28 protein-coding genes, 1 other RNA gene and 1 pseudogene are annotated in these 26,275 nt (G+C 53.7%); 16 read left to right on the top strand and 14 right to left on the bottom strand.

Annotated elements, in window-relative coordinates; all coding sequences use genetic code 11:
- Positions 1 to 354: 354 nt before the first annotated feature.
- From R3E63_04635 to R3E63_04625, 3 genes are read left to right on the top strand one after another with little or no spacing between them, the layout of a single operon-like run.
- Complete coding sequence (locus R3E63_04635; GenBank protein ID MEZ5539239.1) at positions 355 to 684, top strand: type II toxin-antitoxin system PrlF family antitoxin; 330 nt, start codon at positions 355 to 357, stop codon at positions 682 to 684.
- A complete protein-coding gene (locus R3E63_04630) occupies positions 681 to 1,196 on the top strand; it encodes a type II toxin-antitoxin system YhaV family toxin (GenBank protein MEZ5539238.1) in 516 nt (171 codons plus the stop codon). Before R3E63_04635 ends, R3E63_04630 begins: the two co-directional genes overlap by 4 nt.
- 18 nt (positions 1,197 to 1,214) lie before the next feature.
- Positions 1,215 to 1,382: a hypothetical protein gene (locus tag R3E63_04625; GenBank protein MEZ5539237.1), complete on the top strand. Its 168-nt coding sequence runs from the start codon at positions 1,215 to 1,217 to the stop codon at positions 1,380 to 1,382.
- A 14-nt stretch (positions 1,383 to 1,396) separates the two neighbouring features.
- On the opposite strand, the gene R3E63_04620 is transcribed toward R3E63_04625, so the two are convergent.
- The 4 genes from R3E63_04620 to istA form a co-directional block, all read right to left on the bottom strand.
- Complete coding sequence (locus tag R3E63_04620; protein ID MEZ5539236.1) at positions 1,397 to 1,900, bottom strand: GNAT family N-acetyltransferase; 504 nt, start codon at positions 1,898 to 1,900, stop codon at positions 1,397 to 1,399.
- The gene (locus tag R3E63_04615; GenBank protein ID MEZ5539235.1) at positions 1,897 to 2,175 is read right to left on the bottom strand and encodes a DUF1778 domain-containing protein; all 279 of its coding nucleotides are present in this window, start codon (positions 2,173 to 2,175) and stop codon (positions 1,897 to 1,899) included. The genes R3E63_04620 and R3E63_04615 overlap by 4 nt, the downstream gene beginning before the upstream one ends.
- A gap of 300 nt (positions 2,176 to 2,475) precedes the next feature.
- Positions 2,476 to 3,285 carry an IS21-like element helper ATPase IstB gene (gene istB / locus R3E63_04610; GenBank protein ID MEZ5539234.1) on the bottom strand — a complete coding sequence of 270 codons (810 nt, stop codon included), beginning with the start codon at positions 3,283 to 3,285 and terminating at the stop codon, positions 2,476 to 2,478.
- The gene (istA, locus tag R3E63_04605; protein ID MEZ5539233.1) at positions 3,275 to 4,795 is read right to left on the bottom strand and encodes an IS21 family transposase; all 1,521 of its coding nucleotides are present in this window, start codon (positions 4,793 to 4,795) and stop codon (positions 3,275 to 3,277) included. The genes istB and istA overlap by 11 nt, the downstream gene beginning before the upstream one ends.
- Positions 4,796 to 5,160: 365 nt before the next feature.
- Here istA and R3E63_04600 point away from each other — a divergent pair, with 365 nt between their 5' ends.
- Positions 5,161 to 5,373, top strand: coding sequence for a hypothetical protein (locus R3E63_04600; protein ID MEZ5539232.1), 213 nt, complete (start codon positions 5,161 to 5,163; stop codon positions 5,371 to 5,373).
- Positions 5,374 to 5,450: 77 nt separating this feature from the next.
- Here the strand turns inward: R3E63_04600 and R3E63_04595 are convergent.
- From R3E63_04595 to ssrA, 9 genes and pseudogenes are all read right to left on the bottom strand, one after another.
- A pseudogene (locus R3E63_04595) lies at positions 5,451 to 5,632 on the bottom strand (cation transporter).
- A gap of 6 nt (positions 5,633 to 5,638) precedes the next feature.
- Positions 5,639 to 6,388: an arsenical resistance protein ArsH gene (gene arsH / locus R3E63_04590; protein ID MEZ5539231.1), complete on the bottom strand. Its 750-nt coding sequence runs from the start codon at positions 6,386 to 6,388 to the stop codon at positions 5,639 to 5,641.
- A complete protein-coding gene (gene arsC, locus R3E63_04585) occupies positions 6,366 to 6,788 on the bottom strand; it encodes an arsenate reductase (glutaredoxin) (GenBank protein ID MEZ5539230.1) in 423 nt (140 codons plus the stop codon). Before arsC ends, arsH begins: the two co-directional genes overlap by 23 nt.
- 15 nt (positions 6,789 to 6,803) lie before the next feature.
- Positions 6,804 to 7,817: an ACR3 family arsenite efflux transporter gene (gene arsB, locus R3E63_04580; GenBank protein MEZ5539229.1), complete on the bottom strand. Its 1,014-nt coding sequence runs from the start codon at positions 7,815 to 7,817 to the stop codon at positions 6,804 to 6,806.
- 3 nt (positions 7,818 to 7,820) lie between these two features.
- On the bottom strand, positions 7,821 to 9,590 hold the full coding sequence (gene arsA, locus R3E63_04575) for an arsenical pump-driving ATPase (protein MEZ5539228.1): 1,770 nt from the start codon (positions 9,588 to 9,590) through the stop codon (positions 7,821 to 7,823).
- Positions 9,591 to 9,605: 15 nt separating this feature from the next.
- A complete protein-coding gene (gene arsD, locus R3E63_04570) occupies positions 9,606 to 9,968 on the bottom strand; it encodes an arsenite efflux transporter metallochaperone ArsD (GenBank protein ID MEZ5539227.1) in 363 nt (120 codons plus the stop codon).
- A 50-nt stretch (positions 9,969 to 10,018) separates the two neighbouring features.
- Positions 10,019 to 10,423, bottom strand: a complete 405-nt coding sequence (locus R3E63_04565; protein ID MEZ5539226.1) for a DUF2703 domain-containing protein — start codon at positions 10,421 to 10,423, stop codon at positions 10,019 to 10,021.
- Between the two features lie 10 nt (positions 10,424 to 10,433).
- Complete coding sequence (locus tag R3E63_04560) at positions 10,434 to 10,760, bottom strand: metalloregulator ArsR/SmtB family transcription factor (protein MEZ5539225.1); 327 nt, start codon at positions 10,758 to 10,760, stop codon at positions 10,434 to 10,436.
- Between the two features lie 413 nt (positions 10,761 to 11,173).
- Positions 11,174 to 11,526, bottom strand: a transfer-messenger RNA (tmRNA) gene (gene ssrA, locus R3E63_04555).
- Between the two features lie 212 nt (positions 11,527 to 11,738).
- Between ssrA and R3E63_04550 the strand changes: the two genes are divergently transcribed.
- From R3E63_04550 to asd, 9 genes are read left to right on the top strand one after another with little or no spacing between them, the layout of a single operon-like run.
- Positions 11,739 to 13,271, top strand: a complete 1,533-nt coding sequence (locus R3E63_04550; GenBank protein MEZ5539224.1) for a catalase — start codon at positions 11,739 to 11,741, stop codon at positions 13,269 to 13,271.
- A 60-nt stretch (positions 13,272 to 13,331) separates the two neighbouring features.
- On the top strand, positions 13,332 to 14,276 hold the full coding sequence (locus tag R3E63_04545) for a phosphate acetyltransferase (GenBank protein MEZ5539223.1): 945 nt from the start codon (positions 13,332 to 13,334) through the stop codon (positions 14,274 to 14,276).
- Positions 14,273 to 15,451 carry an acetate/propionate family kinase gene (locus R3E63_04540; protein ID MEZ5539222.1) on the top strand — a complete coding sequence of 393 codons (1,179 nt, stop codon included), beginning with the start codon at positions 14,273 to 14,275 and terminating at the stop codon, positions 15,449 to 15,451. Before R3E63_04545 ends, R3E63_04540 begins: the two co-directional genes overlap by 4 nt.
- A 17-nt stretch (positions 15,452 to 15,468) precedes the next feature.
- On the top strand, positions 15,469 to 16,290 hold the full coding sequence (locus R3E63_04535) for an undecaprenyl-diphosphate phosphatase (protein ID MEZ5539221.1): 822 nt from the start codon (positions 15,469 to 15,471) through the stop codon (positions 16,288 to 16,290).
- Between the two features lie 31 nt (positions 16,291 to 16,321).
- A complete protein-coding gene (locus R3E63_04530) occupies positions 16,322 to 16,858 on the top strand; it encodes a rhodanese-like domain-containing protein (GenBank protein ID MEZ5539220.1) in 537 nt (178 codons plus the stop codon).
- 18 nt (positions 16,859 to 16,876) lie between these two features.
- The gene (locus tag R3E63_04525; GenBank protein MEZ5539219.1) at positions 16,877 to 17,695 is read left to right on the top strand and encodes a sulfite exporter TauE/SafE family protein; all 819 of its coding nucleotides are present in this window, start codon (positions 16,877 to 16,879) and stop codon (positions 17,693 to 17,695) included.
- Between the two features lie 37 nt (positions 17,696 to 17,732).
- Positions 17,733 to 18,431: an MBL fold metallo-hydrolase gene (locus R3E63_04520; protein ID MEZ5539218.1), complete on the top strand. Its 699-nt coding sequence runs from the start codon at positions 17,733 to 17,735 to the stop codon at positions 18,429 to 18,431.
- On the top strand, positions 18,428 to 19,252 hold the full coding sequence (locus R3E63_04515) for a rhodanese-like domain-containing protein (protein MEZ5539217.1): 825 nt from the start codon (positions 18,428 to 18,430) through the stop codon (positions 19,250 to 19,252). The genes R3E63_04520 and R3E63_04515 overlap by 4 nt, the downstream gene beginning before the upstream one ends.
- Positions 19,253 to 19,284: 32 nt before the next feature.
- Positions 19,285 to 20,121, top strand: coding sequence for an archaetidylserine decarboxylase (asd, locus tag R3E63_04510; protein ID MEZ5539216.1), 837 nt, complete (start codon positions 19,285 to 19,287; stop codon positions 20,119 to 20,121).
- 1 nt (position 20,122) lies between these two features.
- On the opposite strand, the gene R3E63_04505 is transcribed toward asd, so the two are convergent.
- The gene (locus R3E63_04505) at positions 20,123 to 21,046 is read right to left on the bottom strand and encodes a radical SAM protein (protein ID MEZ5539215.1); all 924 of its coding nucleotides are present in this window, start codon (positions 21,044 to 21,046) and stop codon (positions 20,123 to 20,125) included.
- Positions 21,047 to 21,359: 313 nt separating this feature from the next.
- Here R3E63_04505 and carA point away from each other — a divergent pair, with 313 nt between their 5' ends.
- Genes carA through greA form a run of 3 tightly spaced genes read left to right on the top strand, consistent with a single transcriptional unit; the run spans position 21,360 to position 26,241 of the window.
- Entirely contained in the window at positions 21,360 to 22,517 is a 1,158-nt protein-coding gene (gene carA, locus R3E63_04500) for a glutamine-hydrolyzing carbamoyl-phosphate synthase small subunit (GenBank protein MEZ5539214.1), read from the top strand.
- Positions 22,510 to 25,737: a carbamoyl-phosphate synthase large subunit gene (carB, locus tag R3E63_04495; protein MEZ5539213.1), complete on the top strand. Its 3,228-nt coding sequence runs from the start codon at positions 22,510 to 22,512 to the stop codon at positions 25,735 to 25,737. Before carA ends, carB begins: the two co-directional genes overlap by 8 nt.
- A gap of 30 nt (positions 25,738 to 25,767) precedes the next feature.
- The gene (gene greA, locus R3E63_04490) at positions 25,768 to 26,241 is read left to right on the top strand and encodes a transcription elongation factor GreA (GenBank protein ID MEZ5539212.1); all 474 of its coding nucleotides are present in this window, start codon (positions 25,768 to 25,770) and stop codon (positions 26,239 to 26,241) included.
- Positions 26,242 to 26,275 lie beyond the last annotated feature (34 nt).

Raw genomic sequence — 26,275 nt, 5'->3', positions numbered from 1 at the left:
GGGTGGCACTCCGCACCAAACGACTATTGAAAGTACGGAATCGAAGCGGTGCGGGCTGCTGCGAACCGGTGCGAACCGGATCGAAAAGCCTGCCGATACGGCCATCGGCCATGGACGATCAAGCAGGTTTTTCGCTCTGATTGGTCGCCGATATGCGGCCTCAACCTCGTTCGCTTTCTGGGGCCAGTTCAATTCCCGGTTTGGGAATCGAACCCGAGTCCGGCGCCCCAGCCAAAAGCACACCCATTTACACCCATTCGAGTCGGGTGTCCCTGGAGGCAATGCAACTGCATTGACAAGACAATGCGACTGCATTACCATTCAAGCGTCAACCCAGATCCGCAGGAGACTGCCATGGCCGCGACCCTTGAAGTCGAATCCACACTCACCGATCGCTACCAGACCACGGTGCCGGAAACCGTGCGTCGCGCCCTCAAGCTGGGCAAGCGGGACAAGATCCACTACACCATTCGCCCCAGCGGCGAGGTGGTGTTGACGCGCGTCGCAGCATCCGACGGTGACGACCCGGTCCTCGGTCAGTTCCTCGGCTTCCTGGCCGCCGACATCACTCGCCATCCCGAGCGACTGCAAGCTGTGGATGCCGGCCTCGTCCAGCGTCTCCAGTCGCTGGTCGGCGGAGTCGATATCGATCTCGATGCCACCCTGTCGGCAGACGATGAATGAGCGCGGGGAAGCCCGAGCCCCTGGTCATTCATGGCTGGACGGTCTTTGCCCATCCACTGTTCCTGGCGCAGATTGAAGCGCTGGCGCGGCAGGTCGAGACTCTGAAGCAGAAGGACCCAGCCGGGTACGTGAAAAAGAACGCCAGCAAACGACTGGCCGCGATCATCAAGCTGGCGTTCGATGTCATCCCGCAAGATCCGACGCGACCGGAGTACCGCCAGGGTGGGACGCTCGGTGACGATCACAAGCACTGGTTCTGGGCCAAGTTCTTCCAGCAGTGCCGCCTGTTCTTCCGCTACCACGCCCCGAGCAAGGTGATCGTCTACGCATGGGTGAATGCTGAAGACACCAAACGCGCCTACGAAAGCAGCGACGACGCCTACCGGGTGTTCCGCAAGATGCTGGAAAGCGGGCATCCGCCGGATGACTGGGATCAGCTCTTGGCTGAGGCGCAGAAGGAATCGCAGCGGATGCAGGAATCATTGGCCAGGGCAACAGCGGCGCAGCGATAACAGCACACGGCATTCTGCTTGCGGCGAATCCGCTACGTCAGCCGGATGGTCAACCTGACCACGCTGGCGCCCGATATCGTGGCGGCCATCCTGGATGACGCACTGCCGAACCACATCACACTGTTCGACTTGGCGGTTGATCCGCCCGCGTTGTGGGATGAGCAGCGGGAGAGAGTCGGGCTCTGAGGCGGAGGCACCCCTCAGCTCAACATGCCCTTGAGATCCTTCAGCATCAGGAACAGATGGTACGGATCAGTCGGGCTGGGCTCGAATTCCCACGATTCGTACCACTGCCGCGCTGCGTCGTCTTTGGCATGGACCAACAGGCAGCGGATACCCGCAATGTCGGCGGCCTGTGCGGTGCGCAGCAGTGCATCCTTGAGCAAGGCCTGGCCAAGACCTTTACGCTGATGCTCCTTGTCCACGGCGAGCCGGGCCAGGATCATGACCGGCACCGGGTGGCGCGCCAGCCCCTTCATCACTCTCGACGGCGCGGCTTCCGGATCGACGCTACCAACGGCCAGGCTGTAGAAGCCGACCACCACGTCACCCTGGCAGCAGACATAGGTCTGCGCGCTGTTGGCCTTCTGGTTGACGAGCGCGTAGCGCTGCAGGAACTGGTTCAGCGCGGCCTGGCCGCAGTCGAACGCATCGACCTGATCCGTTGCAGCGAGCTTGCGAACGGGTGAGTAGTCATCGCTCAATCCAGCACCCCGGGTTCACGCAGCAACTTCTTCAGGCGCGGCTTGCTTTGCACCGGGCGGTCCAGCGCCTCCTGGAAGGCCTGCCACTGTGTGTCGTCCAGTACGAACTGGCGACGATCTGCCAGCGTCTGCGCGGCCGCCGTCACGCCCGCGTCGAGCAGGAACTCGCTGACGTTCTTGTGGCAGGCGCGCGCGGCTTCCTGCAGCAGTTGCTTGACTGGCGTGCTGGCACGAACGTCAATGCGTTCGGTCTTGGAAAGATTCAGGGTGCTCATGGGGCCCCTCCGGACTGATCTTGGATGCCCTTATTGTAGTCGTCCGGACATTGTCCTGACAAGGCGTTTCTTATCTTGGCCACCATCCAAGCAAGTACTTCCGCGTTGCGATATGTCGGTAGTTCTCGATAACTACCGACGAAACACACCCGCAGCGTGTCCTTCGCCACCCGATGCCGCAATCCAACCGCTTGATTCGTCCGCGCGTAACCATCTGATTTGTATGGGTGTTGATTCGCGTTCAAAACTGACCCGGGATTCTCGTCCAAAATTGACCCACCCTCTGGTGTTGCAGTATAGCTAGTCGTCTGTGGATAAGTCTGCTGTTTCTTGGGGTTGCCCTCCTGTTTTAGGTGATGGTTTCTTGCGAGTGCTGGCCACAGCCGAGCTGTTCTTGAACCGCCAGGATTCATTGCCGGTTTCCACGATATGGCAGTGGTGTGTGAGCCGATCCAGTAGTGCTGTGGTCATCTTGGCGTCCCCGAACACACTGGCCCATTCCCCGAAGTGGAGGTTGGTGGTGATGATCACACTGGTCCGTTCGTACAGTTTTGACAGCAAGTGGAACAGCAGTGCGCCACCGGCCTGACTGAACGGCAGGTAGCCCAGCTCATCCAGGATGACCAGCTCTACGTACATCAGCCGATACGCCAGCTGGCCCTGTTTGCCTGCTGCTTTCTCCAGTTCCAGCGCATTGACCAGTTCAATGGTGGAGAGGAACCGCACCCGTTTGCCATGTTTCTGGATCGCTTCCACGCCAATGGCGGTGGCCAGATGCGTTTTGCCGGTGCCCGGCCCACCGATCAGCACCGCGTTCTGTGCCGTTTCCGTAAACCCGCCGCTGTGTAAACGCCGGATCAAGGCTTCATCCACCCGTGATTGCGTGAAGTCAAAGCCTGCCAGATCACGGTGTGCCGGGAACCGCGCTGCTTTCATCTGGTAGGCCAGTGACTTCACTTCGCGTTCCGCCGTTTCTGCGGCAATCAGTTCGTGTAACAAGCGCTCCGGTTCAATGTCGCTGTGCAAGGCTTTCGCCACCAGCTCCGGCCAGCACTGCGCCATACCGTGCAACTTCAGGTATTTGAGTTGGCTGACAATCTCAATCGACATGGTTCACCTCCCGGGCATCCAGGGGGCTGCGCCACAGGTCATAACGCTCGACATTGGCCTGCGGCGCTTCCTGCAGCAGCCAGTTGCCGGTAATCGATTCCGGCAATGACAGCGGTTGTTTTAGTCTGGCCAGCACATTCAGCACGTGTTCTGCACTCGGCCGCCCGCTTTCCAGTGCGAGCTCCACCGCCACCACGACCGCTTCTACGCCATGTTCCGGCACCACAGCCAACACTTGTGCCATCACCCGATCGCCGCCTTCACGCTTCAGCAGGTGTTTTTGTAGCTGGATCAGTGGCAACGGCATATCGTTGAACGGCGCACCGTTGCGCAGTGCGCCCGGTTTGCGCTGGATGACGGGAATGTAGTGTTGCCAGTCATAAAAGGTCTGGTGGCGATCAAAGCAACGCGGGAGGCGAGCGATGATATTGTCGTCATGCACAATCACCAGCTCTTCCGGATACACCCGCACACTTACCACCTTGTGCGCATACTCCACTGGCACGCTGTAACGGTTGCGCTGCACATGGATCAACGCCGTGCCCGTCACCCGTGCCGGATGCTCCACATACCCGTCAAACGGCTTGGGGCTGGGCATCAGGTGGGGCTGCTCATGCTCCAGCACCTCCAGCAAGGTCATGTCCGGCCAATCCGGATGGCGCATGTCCTGCTGTGCCGCACGGCATTCCTGTGCCACCCACGCATTGAGTTCGGCCAGTGAGTTCCAGTGCCGTTGCAGTACCGCATGCCAGATCTGCCGCCGCCGGTCCTGCACGTTCTTCTCGACAACGCCTTTCTCCCAACCGGCAGCACGATTACAGAAGTCAGGCTCGAACAGGTAATGGCTACACATCGCCTGGAAGCGCGCATTCACCGTGCGCTCCTTGCCATTGCCGACCTTGTCCACCGCCGTTTTCATGTTGTCGTAAATGCCACGCTTCGGCACACCGCCGAACGCAGCAAACGCTCTGGCGTGTGCATCAAACAACATCTCGTGGCTTTGCGTCGGATACGCCACCAGCCAGAACACCCGGCTATGTGTCAGTTTGGCGTGCGCCACCTCCAGCCGTTTCCGCACACCACCGATCACCGCATACTCGCAGCTCCAGTCAAACTGGAACGCTTCACCCGGCGCAAACCGCATCGGCACAAACGCCTTGCGGGAAGGTGATGCATCGCTCATGCGCCATTGCTTGATGTACAGCGCCACCCGGCTGTACGACCCGCGATAACCGCAGGCCTGTAGCAAGAGGAACAGGGCCTTGGCGGTACGCCGGTCGCGTTTAGGGCGATGGCTATCGGTCCGCAGCCAGCTGTCCAGCTGGCCCTTGTACGGATCCAGCCGTCCGGCTGGCTGGGGATCGCGCTTCGGGTAGCGGGGCTCTACAGCCCCTTCATCCCGGAGCCAGTGCCGGATCGTGTTGCGGGAAAGTCCTGTCTGGCGCGCAATCTCACGCAGGGATAGTTTGTCGCGGAAGTACATCCGCCTGATTTTGGCTAACATGGCCACGTTAATCACTCCAATAAACCCCTGCTCAAAAAACGAGCAGGGTAACGGCTTAACGTGGGTCAATTTTCAACGCGAATTTAACCCCTAAGTGGGTCAGTTTTGGACGCTAGTCAACAACAAGACCAACCCGGAGCAGCAGCGCGTCTACGAGGAGCTGGGGCAGGCCTACGTACGTCACCAAACAGTGGGCAGAGGCGCTGCAACAGCAACTTTTCACGGATGGGTGGACCAAGACCGTTCGCAAGCCCACTGATCAATGGCAGAAGAAGTTCATTCCCTACAACTGGGCCCGGATTTACCCATCAAATAGCGCGCCTGAAGGGCTGGCCTACACCGTAGGCATCGACAACAGCTACGTGAGCCGGATGGTCAACCTGACGACGCTGGCGCCCGACATCGTGGCGGCCATCTTGGATGACGCGCTGCCGAACCACATCACGCTGTTTGACCTGGCGGTGGACCCGCCAGCGCTATGGGATGAGCAGCGGGAACGCGTCAAGTGCGGACGCGCGTCTTTGGACGCAGATGCTTACCATCGACATGTCAAATCAACCAAATTGGTCAACAATTTTCGTTGAGTGGGCACTGATCAGCAAAAGATGGGGATTCAAACTGCAAAGACACATGTCGCAACTCAAACTGCGCATGTAGCATCGGCCAGCACCAGTCCAGCCACATCGCTCAAGTTGTGGCTGGCGTCGGCCAGCAAGGCCAGTGAGTTGATTTTCCAGCCGTAGAACGCTTCGATCATCACGAAGGCGATGTTAAGCCCGATGCCGATAGCAAATGCCTTGTTGAAATTGGCGGGGCGTGGCTGTGGTCGTGTCCGGAACTCACCGCTCTTCACACCGCATTAGGCAGGTTGACCCGCCGCATGAGTTCTTCGGCGCTTTCCTTGCGCTCGCTGTAGCGGTCCACGAGGTAGGGCGATACGTCGCGGGTCAGCCAGGTGAACTTGACCAGTTCCTCCATGACATCGACCACCCTGTCGTGGTAACTCGATGGTTTCATCCGGTCGTTGTCATCAAATTCCTGGAAAGCCTTGGCTACGGACGACTGGTTTGGGATGGTGATCATGCGCATCCAGCGCCCGAGCACGCGCATCTGGTTGACCGCATTGAAGGACTGTGAGCCGCCGCAGACCTGCATCACCGCCAGCGTCTTGCCCTGGGTAGGGCGCACAGCGCCAGCAGCCAGGGGAATCCAATCGATCTGGGTTTTCATGATGCCGGTCATGGCGCCGTGACGCTCGGGCGAACACCAGACCATACCTTCTGACCACAGTGTCAGTTCACGTAACTCCTGCACTTTGGGGTGGGTGTCCGGCGCATCGTCGGGCAAAGGTAGTCCACTGGGGTTGAAGATGCGCGTCTCTGCACCCATGGCCTGCAGCAGCCGGGCAGCTTCTTCAACCAGCAGTCGGCTGAAGGAGCGCGGGCGCAGGGAGCCGTACAGCAGCAGGATGCGTGGCGGGTGGGACGAGTGCGGACCCAGCAACTGAGCAGGATCGGGGGCCCGGAAATGTTCGGCTTGAACTTGCGGCAGATCGGCCAGGGGGTTGGAGACTGATTTAGACACGGCGCCCCTCAGCATCGATAACCACTTCGCCATCTTCCTTGATGAACGGGCCCTGCTGCGGATCAGGCAGGATGTCGAGCACCATCTCCGAGGGACGGCACAGCCGTACTCCCAGCGGCGTGATTACGAAGGGGCGGTTGAGCAGGATGGGGTGCTGCTGAATGAAGGCCAGCAACTCGTCATCGGTCCACTTCGGGTTGCCCAGGTCCAGCTCGGCATAGGGCGTGCCTTTTTCTCGCAGCACCTCGCGCACCGAAGCGCCCATAGCGCTCAGCCAGGACTGGATCTGCTCCGTGCTGGGTGGATTCTTGAGGTACTCAATGACAGTCGGCTCCACCCCACTGTTGCGGATCAGGGCCAGCACGTTACGCGACGTTCCGCAGGCGGGGTTGTGATAGATGGTGATATTGGTCATGGGATGCTCTACGGTTCAGACGGTACGGGGTTTCCAGGCGTTGACGATGGCCACCAGCGATAGCATCACCGGCACTTCAACCAGCACACCGACCACGGTGGCCAGTGCAGCGCCCGAGTTCAGGCCAAACAACGAAATGGCGACGGCCACCGCCAGCTCGAAGAAGTTGGACGTTCCGATCAGGCAGGCCGGGCCGGCGATGTCGTGCGGCAGCTTGAGCCACTTGGCGCCCCACCAGCCGATGAAGAAGATGCCGTAGGACTGCAGGATCAGCGGCACCGCAATCAGTGCGATCACGCCAGGCTTCTCGACGATGGTGCCGGCCTGGAAACCGAACAGCAGCACCACGGTGGCGATCAGGCCCACCACCGACCAGGGCTTGAGGCTCGCCACAAACTGGCCCAGTGCGGTGGGTGACCGCTTCACGAGCAGCTGCCGGGTCGTCATGCCCGCCAGCAGCGGCAGCACCACATACAGCACGGTCGAGAGCAGCAGCGTTTCCCAGGGCACGGTCACGTTGGTCACGCCCAGCAGGAAAGCGGCAATCGGCGCAAAGGCAACGACCATGATCAGATCGTTCACCGACACCTGCACCAGGGTGTAGTTGGCATCGCCCTTGACCAGCTGGCTCCAGACAAACACCATCGCGGTACAGGGCGCCACGCCCAGCAGGATCATGCCGGCGATGTACTCGCTGGCCGACTGCGGATCGACCCAGCCTGCGAACACGTACTGAAAGAACAACACGCCCAGCGCGGCCATGGTGAAGGGTTTGATCAGCCAGTTGACCACCAGCGTAAGCATCAGGCCCTGAGGCTTCTTGCCAACGTCCTTCACCGCATGCCAGTCGATCTGGATCATCATCGGATAAATCATGATCCAGATGAACACGGCCACCACCAGGTTCACCTGCGCGATTTCCATCGCAGCCACGGTCTGGAAGACGTCGGGCATGACCAGCCCGAGACCAACACCAGCCAAAATGCCCAGCCCGACCCAGACGGTCAGGTAACGCTCAAAAACACCCATCGATCAGACCTTTTCAAGGGAGTGGCCTGCCAGGTCCAGCAGACGCTGAACACCGACCGGTTCGTTTTTCATCAGGGGGACCAGTGCATACCGCTGTGCGTGCTGCGTGGCGACGGCTTCGATTTCACGAAGCTCGTTGCCGGCACGCTGACGAAGCAAAGGTGAAGCCGGCGCGCAGGCGGCCAGACTGTTGTTGATGACCCAGGCCCAAGGCTCGATGCCGGCGCGCCTTAAATCGGTCTGCAGATTGGCTGCTTCGAGTACCGGCGTGGTTTCGGCCAAGGTGACGATCAGGACCTTGGTTTGCTTGGGGTCCTGCAACTGCATCATGGGCGTGGTGAAGTGGACGCCTTTATCACCCATCTGGCGCACAATGTCGCGGTGGTAGGCACCCGTGGCATCCAGCAGCAGCAAGGTGTGCCCGGTCGGTGCGGTGTCCATGACCACGAACTTTTTGCCCGCCTCGCGGATGATGCGGGAGAAGGCCTGGAACACGGCGATCTCTTCCGTGCACGGTGAACGCAGGTCCTCTTCGAGCATGGCCCGACCTTCTGCGTCCAGATTCGCCCCCTTGGTGGACAGCACATGCTCGCGATAACGTTCGGTGACTTCGTGGGGGTCAATGCGGCTGACTGTCAGGTGATTCAATGTGCCGTCCAGGGTCTGCGCAAGATGCGCAGCCGGGTCGGACGTGGTCAGGTGCACCGGCAAGCCTCGATGTGCCAGCTCGACCGCCACGGCAGCAGCCAGGGTGGTTTTTCCAACGCCGCCTTTGCCCATCAGCATCACCAGGCCATGGCCATCGGCGGCGATGTCGTCGACCAGTTGTGACAGATTCGGGGCTGTGGGCGCCTGCACCGCAGACGGCACTGTGCTGTAGGGCACCGGTGCGTCGTTGAGCAGATGACGCAATGCATCCAGCCCTACCAGATTAAAAGGCTTGAGAGCCAGACTGTCTTGCGGCAGGGCCTTGAGTTCAGCAGACATGTTCGCCAGCGCCAACGCTTCGCGTTGGTGGATCGCAGCGGCTAGCGGATCATCTTGAAGCGCCTCCAATGGCAACACACCATTGATCACCAGATATTGCTGGGACAGGCCGATGGCCGCCAACTCCTGGTGGGTGCGATTCGCCTCACGCAAGGTGGCTGCCTGGGCGCGTGCCACCAGCACCAGGCGCGTGCGCCCAGGATCGGCCAAGGCCTGAACGGCAGCCTTGTATTGAGCGCGTTGTTTCTCCAGTCCTGCCAGCGGCCCCAGACAGGACGCATCTCCCTTGCCCGCCTCCAGAAAGCCACTCCACGCACCGGGCAGTTGTAGCAAACGGATGGTGTGGCCCGTGGGTGCGGTATCAAAGATTATGTGATCGAAGCCTGCGGTCAGGGCCGTATCGGTCAGCAACCCGGTGAACTCGTCGAAGGCGGCAATCTCAGTCGTGCAAGCGCCCGAGAGTTGCTCCTCAATGCCTTTGACCACTTCGTCTGGCAACACACCCCGCACAGGCCCGACGATCCGGTCCCGGTAGGCCTGGGCTGCCCCTTGCGGATCGATTTCCAGCGCGGACAGCCTGGGCACGCTGTCGACGGGGGTAATTCGGTTGCCGATGGTGCCCCCGAACACTTGCCCCACATTGGAGGCCGGATCGGTGCTGACCAGCAGCACTTTTTTGCCAGCGTCAGCCAGCTCGACGGCGCAGGCACAGGCAATTGACGTTTTGCCTACACCACCTTTACCGGTGAAGAACAGGTAACGAGGAGGATTCTGGAGAAATAGCACAACGGCTCCCTAGGTTTAGCAGCAGCGGCTACCAGAGCAGCACGATGCGGCTTCTTTGGTCTCGGACGGCTGAGGTTGAAGCCCTGCCCAGCGGGCCAGATCGTCCCTTGAGGGATACCGGCCAGCCAGTGCCAATTGACCGTCCACCAGAGTCACCGGCAGCACGGTCTGACCCGTACGCTCCAGCAAACCTTTGACGATGGCGCTCTCCGCAAACGCCATGGGCTGCTGAGACAGGTTGAAGCGCTCGATCTGCGCACCGTTCTGTTGGGCCCAATCCACATCGGCCGCGAAGGTCACGAGGCTCTGGTCCACGTCCACGCCGCAAACACCGGTGTTGCAGCACATTGCGGGATCGAATACTTGAATGGTTGTCATGATGGAACTCCTTGGAGTGGAATGACCGTTGATCTGTATCTGGCGATGACTCAGGCGGACAACGTGGGGTCGAGCATGCGGGTCGCAGCAATGACGCCGGCACGCACCAGCAGGTCCTCCGGGATCACGTCGTAACTCTGCCCGCCAACTTCCACCGTGCGGCAATCGTTGTCGCCACATTCGTTGCAGCAGCGGCTGCTGCCGGTTTGTCCACCCAGCCAGTGTTCAATGGTCTGACCACCAATCAGCACCTGGTTCGATTGCAGGGGGTCCTTGAGAAACGTGACCTCGTCAATCTCCGTGACCTGAAGTTCGGGCTCGATGCCCAACGGCTCCAGGGCCAGCTTCAGCGTCTTAACAGCGCGCTGCACTTCTTCGCCGGTGCTGTGACAGCGCGGACAGGTGGTGCCCTGTTCACTCACAAGGCGTTGCCAAAGGATGGGTAGGTGCCTCATTTGAAATTCCTTATTCGCATCCACAGTTGGTAGCTGCCTCATCCATGCACGGTTCACCCTGACAGCAATTGCTTGTCAGATAGGAAAGGAGCTCGTTCATCTGCTTGAACTCTGCGCGGTAGATCAGATTGCGACCACTGCGCTCCTGAGACACAAGTCCAGAGTTGAGGAGTTCTTTGAGGTGAAAGGACAACGTGGCAGCAGGCACACCCAAGGTATCCGCCAATGCGCCAGGTGTCGCTCCTTCCTTGCCAGTGACCACAAGAGCACGAAACACTTGAAGTCGGTTCGGCTGCGCAAGGGCAGCCAAGGCTTTGACAACGTCTTTCTCTTCCATATTTTCATTATCATGGAAATATGGGTCAATTGTAAAGCGGCGATCACTCTTCATCCACACACGGACACGAGGGTGATGATTTTTCGCTCATACGGGATGCCTGCATTCTTCATTCTCTGAATAACGGCGGTTTCCGTCGCCTACCGATGCCAAAAAACAACTGCTTGATTCGTCCGCGCGTAACCCGTTGATCTGTATGGCGCTGACTTGCGGCCTTTGCGGACTTCGGGCCAGTTTCAGGGAGCGAGGTCGGAGCGAGGAATGGCCAGGAGAGAGTGGAATGTGGCCGGGAACGGCCAATTCGGGCGGCTGGCGAAGTCCGTAGGCTTCCGCAGGAACCCCCAAGAACACGCGTGAACCGGCGCGATCAGGCAAGAAAAAACCCCAACCGAGAACGGTTGGGGTTTCGTTATTGGTGGAGCCGAGGGGAGTTGAACCCCTGTCCGTCAGTCCGCTACTGCGAGATCTACATGCTTAGTTCCGTCGATTGATTTGACTGTGCTCAGCCCGGCGGGCAGGACGAGAACAGCGAGCCTGTAAGTTTTAGGGGATTGGTGCCAGGCGCACCGCTCCACGATCCTGTTCTATATGACAGTCAGTAGCGCGGCACAGGCACCTTGCTAGCGACCGCTAGCTGCGATTAAGCAGCTAGAGCGTAGTTGTCGTCGTTGGCAACTATAAGTTTGCAACTTTTATTTACGAGATTGGTTGCCATCTCGGCATGCACCCGAAGCTTTGTAACCGGCGTCGAATCCAAATCGGCCCCGATCTTCTGCTTAGAAGAGCTTGAACAGTATATGGGGTTGCTTCGCGCAATCACAACAGGCGCATCCTAAAAACGATGAAAAATAATGCATTTTTAGCGTGGATGATAAGAATTAGCTATGGTGTCGATAACAAAAAAGACTTTTACAAAGCATTGGCGATAATGCACATTGCAACAACGGTATTTCATTCTCTCAAAGCGAGGAAAGTGTCATGGATAATCAAGACAAAAAACAATGCCCTGTAACCCACTTAACCACAGCCTTTGGTGCGCCCGTGCCGAACAATCGCGACAGCTTGAGTGCCGGCGCGCGCGGCCCCTTGTTAGCGCAGGATGTTTGGCTGAATGAAAAATTGGCCAATTTTGTGCGCGAAGTGATTCCAGAGCGCCGTATGCACGCTAAAGGTTCTGGCGCTTTCGGTACTTTCACCGTTACAAAAGACATCACTCAATTCACGCGTGCAAAACTGTTTGAAAAAATTGGCAAGAAAACAGAAATGTTTGCGCGTTTTACTACGGTGGCGGGTGAGCGCGGCGCGGCGGATGCCGAACGCGATATTCGCGGTTTTGCCTTGAAGTTTTATACCGAAGAAGGCAACTGGGATATGGTGGGCAATAACACGCCGGTCTTCTTTATTCGCGATCCGCGCCAGTTCCCTGATTTGAATAAAGCAGTGAAGCGCGATCCAAAAACCAATATGCGCAGCGCAAGCCATAATTGGGATTACTGGACGCTGCTGCCAGAAGCTTTGCATCAAATCACCATTGTGATGAGTGATCGCGGTATTCCTGCGAGCTATCGTCACATGCACGGCTTTGGCTCGCACACTTACAGTTTTTGGAATGCAAAAAATGAACGCTTCTGGGTGAAGTTTCATTTCAAAACACAGCAGGGCATCAAAAACTTGAGTGATGCAGAATCTGAGGCTCTAATCGGTAAAGATCGCGAAAGTCATCAACGCGATTTGTTTGATGCCATCGAGCGCGGTGAATTTCCCAAGTGGACAATGTTTGTGCAGGTGATGCCGGAGCAAGATGCGGAGAAAGTGCCGTACCATCCATTTGATTTAACCAAAGTATGGCCGCACAAAGATTATCCGCTGATTGAAGTGGGTGAATTTGAGCTAAATAAAAATCCAGAAAACTTTTTTGCCGATGTGGAGCAGAGCGCTTTTGCGCCGAGCAATTTAGTGCCCGGTATTAGCGTCAGCCCTGATCGTATGCTGCAAGCGCGTTTAATCAATTACGCGGATGCGCAGCGTTATCGTTTGGGTGTGAATCACCAACAAATTCCGGTGAATGCAGCGCGTTGTCCTGTACATAGCAATCAACGCGACGGCATGGGGCGCGCCGATGGTAATTACGGCAGCAATCTTCATTACGAGCCTAATAGTTTTGGACAGTGGCAAGCGCAGCCGGTATTTGCTGAGCCGCCACTCAAAATTAATGGTGATGCTCAGCATTGGAGTTTCCACCAAGACGATAGCAATTATTTCGAGCAGCCGCGCAAATTATTTCAGTTGATGAATGACGCACAAAAAGAAGCGTTGTTTGGCAATACCGCGTGCGGAATGGGTGATGCACCGTTGTTTGTGAAATATCGCCATATTCGTAATTGCCATGCGGCGGATCCCGCGTATGCGGCGGGTGTTGCTAAAGCGATGGGTTTGGATTTGCAGGCGGCATTGGCATCGAAAAAAGATGACCCGATGAATGGCAATCCGTTGGTTGCACTGCCTGTTTGAGCAGATGCTGAATTGCTGTTTGCCTTACAATAAAGCGCTTGCATTTAGGAGTTATTTTTAATGGGCAAACAGCGCGAAAAATATCAGCAACTCATTCGTTTATGCCAGCGTTTAGCGCCTGTGCCAACAGCGGTGGCGCATCCTTGTGATGCGGTATCGCTGAGTGGTGCAGTGGAGGCGGCGAAGCTCGGTTTGATTGTGCCGATTTTGGTGGGTCCTGCGGCAAGAATTGCAGCGGCAGCGCAAGAGGCGAAAATTGATATCAGCACATTTGAATTGATTGATACGCCGCACAGTCATGCATCGGCTGACCATGCTGTTTGCTTGGTGCGTGAAGGCAAAGCGCAGATGTTGATGAAAGGTAGTTTGCATACCGATGAATTGATGGCTGCTGTCATCAATGCTCAAACCGGTTTGCGCACGGATCGCCGTATCAGTCACGCATTCATTATGGATGTGCCGAGTTTGGATCATCCGATTATTGTGACGGATGGTGCGATCAATATTTTCCCGACGCTGAAAGACAAAATGCATATTTTGCAAAACGCGATTGATCTTGCACACTCCTTGGGTATTAAAGAACCGAAAGCGGCAATTTTATCGGCGATGGAAACGGTCAATCCTGAAGTGCCTTCTACGGTTGAAGCGGCAGCATTATGCAAAATGGCGGAGCGCGGGCAAATTACCGGTGCCTTATTGGATGGCCCACTGGCATTGGATAACGCAATTGATTTGCAAGCGGCGCAAATTAAAAAAATTCATTCGGCGGTGGCAGGTAAAGCCGATATTTTATTGGTGCCAGATTTAGAAGCCGGCAATATGTTGGCAAAAAGTTTAACGTTTATGGCGGATGCGGATGCTGCGGGTATTGTGCTTGGTGCGCGCGTGCCGATTGTGCTGACGAGTCGTGCGGATTCGCTTACTTCGCGTTTGGCTTCTTGCGCTGTGGCTGTATTAGTCGTTGCAGCAAATAATAAAAAAGTTTTGCAAGGTCATACTGCGTGAGTAATGCCATTCTGGTTTTGAATGCAGGTTCATCTAGCATCAAGTTTTCTTTGTTTGCCGTAGAAGAAGGGGTGCCTGCTTTATTGCTCAATGGTCAATTGGATGGCTTATTTTCGACCTCGCGTTTCAAAGCAAAAACAGCAGAAGGCAGTGTATTGCGCGAATATGCGTGGCCAGATAATCAGCCGCTAGGTCATGAAAAGGCAATTGTTTATCTGAATGATTTTTTGCAGGAGTTTGCTGCGGAATACAAAATGATTGCCGTAGGGCATCGTGTGGTGCATGGCGGGGCCGTGTATGAAAAACCTGTAAGAATCACACAAGATATTTTGGTAGAGTTAGAGTTTTTCTGTGACTTAGCTCCCCTGCATCAACCGCACAATGTGAAGTTGATCCGACTTTTTTCTGAAAAATTCCCTGACCTGCCTCAGGTTGCTTGTTTTGATACGGCGTTCCATCACACACAATCTACTGTGGCGAGTGCGTTTGCGTTGCCGCCCTCAATTACAGAAAAAGGTGTGCGGCGTTACGGGTTTCATGGTTTGTCTTATGAATATATCGCTTCCGTTGCGCTGCCGCGTTTTGCGCCAGAACTCACTGATAAAAAAGTGGTGGTGTTGCATCTTGGCAACGGCGTGAGTTTGTGCGCTATGCAATCAGGAAAAAGCGTGGCAACGACGATGGGTTTTTCTGCGCTCGATGGCGTACCGATGAGTTCGCGCTGTGGCAGCCTTGATCCGGGTGTGATTTTGTATCTGTTGAATGCACTGCGCATGAGCGCTGACGAGATTGAAAAGCTGTTGTATCAGCAGTCCGGCTTGCTCGGTGTGTCAGGTGAGTCCAGTGATATGCGAGAGCTGTTGGAATCTCATTCAGCATCCGCACAATTTGCGGTTGAATTATTTGTTTATCGCATTGCGCGTGAAATTGGTTCGCTGGCAGCTGCGCTAGGTGGTTTGGATGCACTGGTATTTACAGCGGGCATCGGTGAAAACGCAGCAATCATTCGTGAAAAAATCAGCAAAGCTTGTGCTTGGTTGGGCGTTGATATTGATGCAGCTTCTAATGCCAAACATCAGCAATGCGTTAGCACAGAGGACAGTCGTGTTTCTGTGTGGGTTATCCCCACCAATGAAGAATTGATGATCGCGCAGCACGCGATCAAAACTCTGTAAATGCTGTAAGGAATTTTGTGGATATTTTGTTGTTATTGAAAGCTGTGGCGATGGGCTTGGTGGAAGGAGTCACAGAGTTTTTGCCAATCTCCAGCACGGGACATTTAATTCTTGCTGGCGATGCATTGAATTTTCTCGACAAAGATCGCCGTGCGGTGTTCGAAATCATGATACAGCTCGGTGCAATTCTCGCGGTGTGTTGGGTTTATCGAGAAAGATTATTTTCTGTAATACGAGAGTGGCGATCCACATCGTCGCTGAAGTTTTCTTTAAATATTGTGGTGGCTTTTTTGCCTGCTGCGCTTGTTGGTGTTTTGTTGATTGATGTTATTAAGAGCCACTTATTTAATCCGATCGTCGTTGCTTGCGCGTTAGTCGTTGGCGGAGTGCTGATATTAGTGATTGAAAGGCGCGTTACTCCTGTGCGCGTGCAGACCATGGATGCAATGACATGGCGTGATGCGCTGAAAGTTGGCGTGGCACAAATACTTTCTCTTGTGCCAGGCACCTCGCGTTCAGGCGCAACGATTATCGGCGGTTTGTTTTTTGGTTTGTCGCGTCAAACGGCAACGGAGTTCTCTTTTTTCTTAGCTATCCCCGTTATGTTCGTCGCCACTTTTTTTGATGTTTTTCAAAACCGTGCGTTGTTGCGCATGGAAGATGCGGATATTTTTCTAACAGGCTTCATCAGTTCTTTTGTGTTTGCCATGATCGCTATTCGCGGCTTATTGCGCTACATACAGCGGCATGACTTTACTGTGTTTGCTTGGTATCGCATTGTGTTTGGTGTGTTGATTTTGTTGGCATCACATTTTGGCTGGATACACTGGGATCACTAAAACTTTACTGGCATATTTTTAGAGGTGACTTATGACACAACCGTCTTCTATTGAAAGCATTAGTACTGCGCGTTTTCGTGAACTGCAGCAATCGCCAGACTGTTTTGTAATTGATGTGCGTGAAATAGCGGAATATGCAGCGGGTTGCGAGAGTGGCTCCTGTAATTGGCCGCTGAGCAATTTGAGTGCTGAAAAAGTGGCCGAGTTAGTGCAAGCCAATCAGTTATCGCCAGATAAAAAATTGGTGTTGCTCTGTGCGCGAGGTATGCGTGCGCGTCAAGCGGCAGAAAAGTTGCAAGCCTTGGTGCCAAATCCTTTGTTGGTGGTGGAGGGCGGTCGAGCCGCTTTACATCCGTTGCCAGCGGGCGCGCCATTGCCTATTGAGCGGCAAGTGCGCATCGCGGCAGGCAGCTTGGTGTTGCTGGGTGTATTGCTGAGCTGGTTGATTCATCCTGCTTTTATTGGTATTTCGGCTTTTGTCGGCGCGGGCTTGGTTTTTGCCGGCGTAACGGACTGGTGTGGCATGGCAATGTTGCTGATGAAAATGCCGTGGAATCAGCCTAAATAAAGGCGCGAGTTGAGCGTCGTGCTGTTAGTGGTTGGCATACTGATAGGGCTTGTTCTCGGTCTAACGGGAGCGGGAGGCTCTGTTCTGGCTGTGCCGTTACTGTTGTTTTTACTGCATCTGGAGCCAACGGATGCCACCGGCCTAGCGCTGGGTGTGGTGGCAGTGAGTAGCGTCTATGGCGCCGTTCAGCGCATCCTTCATCGCGAAGTGTTGTGGATTCCTGCGCTATTGTTTGGCGTGAGCGGTGCCTTGCTCGCACCTTGGGGGCGTTGGTTCGCTACTTTGCTGCCTGCTTCGCTACTGTTGACGGGATTTGCCTTGCTCTCCTTGGTTATAGCGGTGCGTATGCTTTATCAAAGCGTTCGGCGCCCTGAATTGGCGCGCGTGGTGCGTGCCGGTGACAGCCTAGCCGAGCCACCAGAGCCGCTGTTGTGCAAGTTGAGCGAGACAGGCCGCTTCGATTGGCGGCCGCGCTGTATGGCGGGGTTGACCGGTGGCGGCATGATGACGGGGTTGTTGTCTGGGCTGTTTGGTGTGGGTGGCGGCTTTTTGATTGTGCCTTTTTTAAATCAATTGAATGGCGTATCGATGCGTCACGCCGTGGCGACTTCGCTAATTATTATTGCCGCTATTTCAAGCAGTGGTTTCTTTGCACACATTGCAGTGCACACGATCAATTGGGGGCAGCTTGGGCTGCTTGCTGTCGGTGGTATTGTGGGCATGATTGCTGGCAGCATGGTTGTTCGTTATTTAGCTGGCGCACATCTACAGCGAGTTTTTGCTATTGCTATTATCGTTATGGCTGTTTTAGTGCTGTGGCGCTCGCTGCAAATTTGAAAACACTGGCAGTAATTTGTTGATAAAGGACAGCTCCATGATTTTCCGGCAATTATTTCATGCAGAGAGTGGCACTTATACCTACTTGCTAGGATGTCCACAAAAAAACGAGGCGCTTCTTATTGACCCTGTGGTGGATAACACCGAACAGTATTTGCAGTTGTTGCGTGAATTAAATCTGCGTTTGGTCGTGGCGCTAGATACGCATGTCCATGCAGATCACATAACCGCATTGGGTGCGTTGCGCGATGCAACAGGTTGTCGCAGCATGATGGGGGAGCCGGCGCGAGCAGCGTGCATTAGTCAAAGTTTTCATGATGGCGAAAAAATCTATTTTGGCGAGCTATCCCTGAAAGCGATTTACACACCAGGACACACAGATGATTCCTATTGTTTTTTGTTGGATGTAGGACAGGAAAATTGGTTGTTCACGGGAGATACACTGTTAATTCGCGGCACAGGTCGCACAGATTTTCAAAATGGGAATGCGCATCAGCAGTACAGCAGTTTGTTCGATAAGGTCTTAAAATTCCGTGACAGTACGCGTGTGTACCCAGCGCATGACTATAAGGGCTGGACGGTAAGCACTATTGGCGAAGAAAAAGCACATAACCCGCGTTTGCAGGTAGAAAATGAAGCGGCTTATGTCACGCTAATGAGCAACTTAAAACTGGCAAATCCAAAATGGATGGATGTGGCAGTGCCTGCCAATCTTCAGTGTGGACAAAAACCATGAGCGAATCACTGCCAGTTATTCTTGAAGTTGATGTGCTACAAAAAAATTTTAATAACGACGATTTTTTACTTATTGATTTAAGTAATGTTGAAAAATATCGTGAAGGTCATATTGTCGGCGCGATACATTTGGATGCGTCATTGCTGGTGCGCAGTGAAAAACCAGCCATGGGTTTGTTGCCGTCAATTGAGCATCTATCAGCACTGTTCGCCAAAATGGGTTTAGCAGAAGACACACAAGTGGTGTGCTACGACGATGAAAACGGTTTGGTGGCCGCGCGCCTCGTGTGGACGCTGGATGTCATTGGCCACAAAAAAACTGCTTTTTTGAACGGCGGAAAAACTGCGTGGACAGCAGCTGGTTTTCCTTTGCAGTCGGGCGAGAATACACCTGCATCTGTTGCGCCGCGTACTTTATCCGTGGATAAAAAATTATTGATGACGGCAGATGAAATTAATGCTCAGCTCGGAGCAAAAGATTTTCTGGTATGGGATGCGCGATCACGCGATGAATACACGGGCGCAAAAGTAGTTTCGGCACACGGCGGCCATATTCCTAGCGCCATTCATTGCGAGTGGGTGGAGTTATTGGATGCGTCGAATGCGATGCGCTTCCGTAAAGATTTAGCGCAGTATTTGCAGCAAAAAGGCATCACGCCGGATAAGAGTATCGTCACGCATTGCCAAACACATCGTCGCTCTGCGCTCACTTATCTCGCCGCCAAAAGTTTAGGCTATCCGAACATTGCGGCTTACCCCGGCTCGTGGTCAGAATGGGGCAACAGTGATAGTCTGCCTATTCACACAGGAGAAAATCCCTAATGTCATTTATGAAATTTTCTGAAGATGCTTCGTTGTCGAATAAACTTTTTATTCTTTTGCAGTATGTATTGCCACAACATTTTTTGTCGCGCTTAGTGGGTTTGTTGGCGGAAAACGAAACGCCTTGGCTAAAAAACTTTCTGATTAAAAGCTTTATCCGTCAGTTTAATGTGAATATGAATGAGGCGGAGGAGAAGGACTACCGAAGCTATCGCCACTTCAATCATTTTTTCACGCGCGCCTTGGCTGAAGGAATGCGCCCTTTATCGGATGATGTTTGCTGCCCTGCTGATGGACAGATCAGCCAAGCAGGTGAAATCAAACATGGTCGTATTTTCCAAGCGAAAGGCCAAAGTTTTACTACGCAAGAATTATTGGGCGGCGATGAGCAATTGGCTGCATTGTTTGATGAGGGCTTGTTTGCCACTGTGTACTTATCGCCGCGTGATTACCATCGCGTACACATGCCAGTTGCAGGGCGTTTGTTGCGCAGTATTTATATTCCTGGTGATTTATTTTCTGTGAATGCCACTACAGCAGACAATGTGCCGCGATTGTTTGCGCGCAATGAAAGATTAGTGGCTATTTTTGATACGCAATACGGCGAAATGGCGGTAATTTTGGTTGGCGCAATGATCGTAGCTGGCATCGAAACAGTGTGGGCTGGGCAAGTGGCGCCGCGTTTGCGTCAAATTGAAACGCAAGATTTTGTGAATGCGCCCACACCGGTACATCTTGAAAAAGGTGCAGAGATGGGGCGTTTCAAATTGGGTTCGACAGCGATTGTGTTGTTTCGTAAATCCAGTGATTTGGAATGGGAAGTGGAAGCGGGTGATGCAGTAAAAATGGGGCAGGAGTTTGCAGATTAGTTTATAACGAGGCAGCAGGAATTTTGGGCGTGATCCAGTGTTCTTGCACCCATTGATCCGGGTCGAATCTGCCAGGCCTCATGCGCTTTAAGTAGCCGGAATTGTCTGCGTGTGTTGCCAGTGTGATGGGGTGTCGCCACTCCATCGCAAAATCTTTCCAGTATTTTTTCCCAACCGTGTTGCACTCGTGGATGTAAGCGCGATTAATTTCATTCTGCGTCCATTGCTTTCCCATAAACAATGCTGCGCTGAACTGTGTGCGTTGTTGGTCGAGCACTTCTTCAAAGTCGTCGCCCAATTCAATCGGCTGAAAAAAAACATTGATGCCTTTAGGAAATAGCGACAGCAGACGATCTGTGTCGCTAATTTCTGGTATCCACGGTGCCAGTAATACACAAGCGTTGAGCCCTGCGTCGTGTAGCGTGTGCAAGGCTTTAAGACGATCCTCTGGCGGTGGTGCTTGTGGTTCTGCTAGACGGGCAAGCTCAGAAGTCGACGCAGTAAATGAAATAATCAGTTTGCAGCGTTCAGGCGATACACGCTTGAAGAGATCAATATCGCGTGTAATTAATGGGCTTTTGGTTGTGATGTAAATGCGGCGGTTGCGGCGAGTGAGCTCGTCTATAACCCAGCGGGTGTAACCCCATTTTTCTTCGATATCGTTATAAGAATCCGTAGCTAGGCTAATGCCAAATAAAAAGCGATCGTCTGAGAAATTTTCTAATTCCGCTAAAAAGCGCTGCTGAAATTGCTCTAAGCTGGGTTCGATAGGCTGGGTTTTACCTTGGCTATCTGTAATGCAATAAAAACAGCGAAATCCGCATTTTAGGTAAGGCTCTACGCCAACAATCGTCAGGTTATCGGCGTAATGGCGCTCATGCTTGATAATTTTGTATTGCTCGCCGGTTCGATCAAGCACTTTCATATAGAGGTCTTTTTTACAGAATTCTTTTGGCAATATGCCTGATCGACGGAGCTTTGCCTAGCTTTTTGCGTGGACACCCATCCCCCCTTTCCCGTAGAATGCGCCCTCAGGTAGCAACCTGAAGACGAGAGACCACAGTGGCACAGTGAAAGATTTCAAAAAAACGGGATGAGCGCGAGTTCAGCCCGTTTTTTTTAAGCCACTCTTCGGAAGTTTTCAATGATTTCAATGGCTTACCTAGCAATAGGTGTCTGTTGCTGCGCCTGCAGAAAGCATAAAAGTACCATCGGCAAACTAAAGGGGAATACGCGTGATAGCTCTAACCAGAAAACCCGCCCTGCTCGCCCTAGCTGATGGCAGTATTTTTCGCGGCACGAGCATCGGTGCTGAAGGTGTTTCCACGGGTGAGGTGGTGTTCAACACGGCGCTCACCGGCTACCAAGAAATTCTGACAGACCCTTCCTACGCCGAGCAGATCGTCACGCTGACTTATCCGCATATCGGCAATGTCGGTTGTAATCCTGAAGATGAAGAATCGAGTCGCGTTTGGTGTCGCGGTTTGATCATTCGTGATCTACCGCTGCTCGCCAGCAACTTTCGCGGTGAAGAAGATCTTTCTACTTATCTCAAACGCCACAATGTGATCGGTTTGGCCGATATCGACACGCGCCGCTTGACGCGGTTGCTGCGTGAGAAAGGTGCGCAAAACGGCTGTTTGATGGCGGGTGATGCAATTGATGAAACGAAAGCCTTAGAACTGGCTCGCGCTTGGCCCGGCATCAAAGGCATGGATTTGGCGAAAGTGGTCAGCACCAAGCAGGCCTATCCCTTCAACGAAGGCACTTGGCAGCTGGGTGTGGGCTTTAATGACAGTGCGCAGCCAAAATACAAAGTGGTCGCTTACGATTTTGGCGTGAAACGCAATATTTTGCGTTTATTGGTGGAGAGCGGTTGCGAAGTGACCGTAGTGCCGGCGCAAACACCGGCCAGCGAAGTGTTGGCGATGAAACCGGACGGTGTGTTTCTTTCCAACGGCCCTGGCGATCCAGAGCCCTGCGACTACGCCATCAGCGCGATTGAGTCTTTTATCGATGCCAAAGTGCCGCTGTTCGGTATTTGTCTCGGCCATCAACTGCTCGCGCTCGCCTCTGGCGCTAAGACTTTGAAAATGAAATTTGGTCACCACGGCGCCAACCATCCCGTGCAAGATCTCGATTCTGGACAAGTGTTGATCACCAGCCAAAACCACGGTTTTGCGGCGGATGAAGCCACGCTGCCCGCCACGGTGCGCGTGACACACAAATCGCTGTTCGACGGCAGCTTGCAGGGCATCGCGCGCACCGATGTGCCTGCTTTCAGTTTCCAGGGCCATCCCGAGGCCAGTCCCGGTCCGCACGAGGCGGCCGATTTGTTCGATCGATTCATTGCGATGATGGCGGAAAGCCGTACAGCAGGAGAAAAAAATGCCTAAGCGTACCGACATCAAGTCCATCCTAATTCTCGGCTCTGGCCCCATCATCATCGGTCAAGCCTGCGAGTTCGATTACTCCGGCGCACAGGCGTGCAAAGCACTGCGTGAAGAGGGTTATCGCGTCATTCTCGTCAACTCCAACCCCGCGACGATCATGACGGACCCCGCGATGGCGGACGCGACCTACATCGAACCAGTGGAATGGCGCACGGTGGCAAAAATTATTGAGCAAGAAAAACCGGATGCGTTGCTGCCCACTATGGGCGGACAAACCGCGTTGAATTGCGCGTTGGATTTGGCGCGCGAAGGTGTACTACAACAATTCGGCGTGGAGATGATTGGCGCCACGGCGGATGCGATTGATAAGGCGGAAGATCGCCATCGTTTTGATAAGGCGATGAAAGCGATTGGTTTGGATACCGCGCGTTCCGGCATCGCGCACTCTTTGGAGGAAGCGTTACAAATTCTCGATCGTTTTGGTTTTCCTGTGGTTATTCGTCCGTCGTTCACCATGGGTGGTTCTGGCGGCGGTATTGCATACAACCGCGAAGAGTTTGTCGAAATTTGCGAGCGCGGTTTGGATTTATCGCCCACCAACGAGTTGTTGATTGATGAATCGCTGCTCGGTTGGAAAGAATACGAAATGGAAGTGGTGCGCGATAAAAATGATAACTGCATCATCGTCTGTTCGATTGAAAATTTTGATGCGATGGGTGTGCACACCGGTGACTCTATTACGGTTGCGCCTGCGCAAACATTGACCGATCGCGAATACCAAATCATGCGCAATGCCTCCTTGGCGGTGTTGCGTGAAATCGGTGTGGAAACCGGCGGCTCGAATGTACAGTTTTCCGTTAATCCTGACACGGGTCGTATGATTGTGATTGAGATGAATCCGCGTGTGTCGCGTTCATCTGCCTTGGCATCAAAAGCGACAGGTTTTCCTATTGCCAAAGTCGCCGCAAAATTAGCAGTCGGTTTTACGCTGGATGAATTAAAAAATGAAATCACGGGCGGTAGAACGCCGGTGTCGTTTGAGCCGTCGATTGATTATGTGGTTACGAAAGTGCCGCGTTTTACTTTTGAAAAGTTCCCCGATGCTGATCCGCGTTTAACCACGCAAATGAAATCGGTCGGCGAAGTGATGGCAATTGGTTCCAACTTCCAAGAGTCGCTGCAAAAAGCGATGCGCGGTTTGGAAGTTGGCTCTGCTGGTTTTGAATCGCGTTTGCCACAAGTGGAAGAAGGCGAAGAAGAAGCCTTGGATGTGGTGCGTCGTGAATTGAAAGTCGCCGGCGCTGAGCGTTTGTGGTACATCGCTGACGCATTTCGTCTCGGTATGTCAGTCGATGAAGTGTTTGAGGTCTCCAGCATTGACCGCTGGTTCTTGGTGCAAATTGCTGAATTAGTGCGCTACGAACAAGCGGTGCAGGAAGTATCACTGGATGACATGAATGCAGATTATTTGCGCTTGTTAAAACGCAAAGGTTTTTCTGATGCGCGTCTCGCTACATTGCTGAATGTGAAAGAAGAAGTAATTCGTGAGCTGCGTCATTCGCTCAATGTGCGTCCGGTTTACAAACGCGTTGATACTTGCGCGGCGGAGTTTGCTACTGACACTGCGTACATGTATTCCACTTATCAAGAAGAGTGCGAAGCCAATCCCAGTCAGCGTGACAAAATCATGGTGTTGGGCGGTGGTCCTAACCGTATTGGTCAAGGCATTGAATTTGATTACTGTTGCGTGCACGCGGCATTGGCCATGCGCGAAGATGGTTACGAAACCATCATGGTCAACTGTAACCCTGAGACGGTTTCTACCGATTACGATACTTCCGATCGCCTGTATTTTGAGCCGGTGACTTTGGAAGATGTGTTGGAAATCGTCGCCAAAGAAAATCCCAAAGGCGTGATTGTGCAATTCGGCGGTCAAACACCGTTGAAGTTGGCGCGCGCCTTGGAAGCAGCGGGTGTGCCGATTGTCGGCACGACACCGGAAGCAATTGATCGCGCCGAAGATCGCGAACAATTTCAAAAAATGATTGAGAAATTGCAGCTGACGCAACCGCGCAATGCCACGGTGCGCTCTGCGGAAGAAGCGGTACAAAAAGCGACTGAAATTGGTTATCCCTTGGTGGTGCGCCCTTCGTATGTATTGGGCGGCCGCGCGATGGAAATCGTTTACAAAGAATCTGAATTAAAAACTTATATGCGCGATGCGGTGCAAGTGTCGAACGATGCGCCTGTGTTGTTGGATCGCTTTTTGAATGCTGCGATTGAAGTGGATATCGATGCAGTATCTGACGGTAAAGAAGTGGTGATCGGCGCAATCATGCAGCACATCGAACAGGCCGGCGTGCATTCTGGTGATTCTGCCTGTTCGCTGCCGCCGTATTCTCTGCCTGCAACTGTGCAAGATGAAATGCGCGAAACCGTGAAAAAAATGGCGCGTGAGTTGAATGTAGTCGGTTTGATGAATGTGCAGTTGGCGTATCAAGACGACACCATTTATGTGATCGAAGTAAATCCGCGCGCGTCGCGCACCGTGCCGTTTGTGTCGAAATGTATCGGTGTGTCACTGGCGAAAGTTGCTGCGCGCTGCATGGTAGGGAAATCACTGGCAGAACAAAAATTCACTAAAGAAATTATTCCAACTTTCTTCAGTGTTAAAGAAGCGGTCTTCCCTTTTAATAAGTTCCCAACGGTGGATCCGATACTGGGTCCAGAAATGAAATCCACCGGCGAAGTGATGGGCACCGGCGAAACTTTTGCCGAAGCCTATGGTAAAGCGCAGCTCGGCGCGGGCGAAAAATTGCCGCGTAACGGCGGCAACGCGTTTATTAGCGTGCGTGAAGTGGATAAAGCGGGCATTGTGTCGGTAGCAAAACGCTTACGCGATTGCGGCTTTAATTTAATTGCCACACGCGGCACGGCGCGTGAATTGCAAGCGGCGGGTTTGGAAGTGGAAATCATCAACAAAGTGACGGAAGGCCGTCCGCACATTGTCGATATGATTAAAAATGGCAAAATTCAGTTAATCATCAACACCACAGAAGGTCGCCAAGCGATTGCGGATTCTTCCACCATTCGTCGCTCGGCGTTGCAGCACAAGGTGTACTACAACACCACGCTGGCTGGCGGTGAAGCGTCTTCTATGGCGTTGCAAATGAAAGCGGACACTGTCGTGCGGCGTTTACAAACACTGCACGGCACGGCGTGAATCGCGCATTAATCTCAGGTGAGGTGTGAGATGACAAAATTTCCGATGACGGTTGAAGGCGCAGAAGCACTGCGCGCTGAACTGGATAAATTGAAAAAAGAAAAACCTTTGGTATCGCAAGCGATTGCTGAAGCGCGTGAGCACGGTGATTTGAAAGAAAATGCGGAGTATCACGCCGCGCGTGAGCAGATGGGTTTTTTGGAAGGGCGCATACAAGACATTGAAGGTCGTTTATCGAACGCGCAAATTATTGATATCCGTACGATCCCTGTGGGTGTCAGAGTGATTTTTGGTGTTACAGTCACCATTATTCATTGTGAAAACGATACCAGTGTGACTTACAAAATCGTCGGTGAATACGAAGCCAATGTAAACTTAGGATTAATTTCACTGACATCGCCGATTGCACGCGCTTTGATCGGTAAAGAAGTGGGCGACATCGTTGTAGTTAAGACGCCGGCGGGCGATGTTGAATACGAAATCGAGAATGTGCAGCACATTTGATGGGCTGAATAATATCCAATGCAGCTTGGCATGG

The sequence above is a fragment of the Pseudomonadales bacterium genome, assembly GCA_041395665.1.
In the GTDB taxonomy this organism is placed as follows: Bacteria; Pseudomonadota; Gammaproteobacteria; order Pseudomonadales; family UBA7239; genus UBA7239.
The sequence above is the reverse complement of the archived record's forward strand: the minus strand, read 5'-3'. Positions and strand labels throughout refer to the sequence as shown.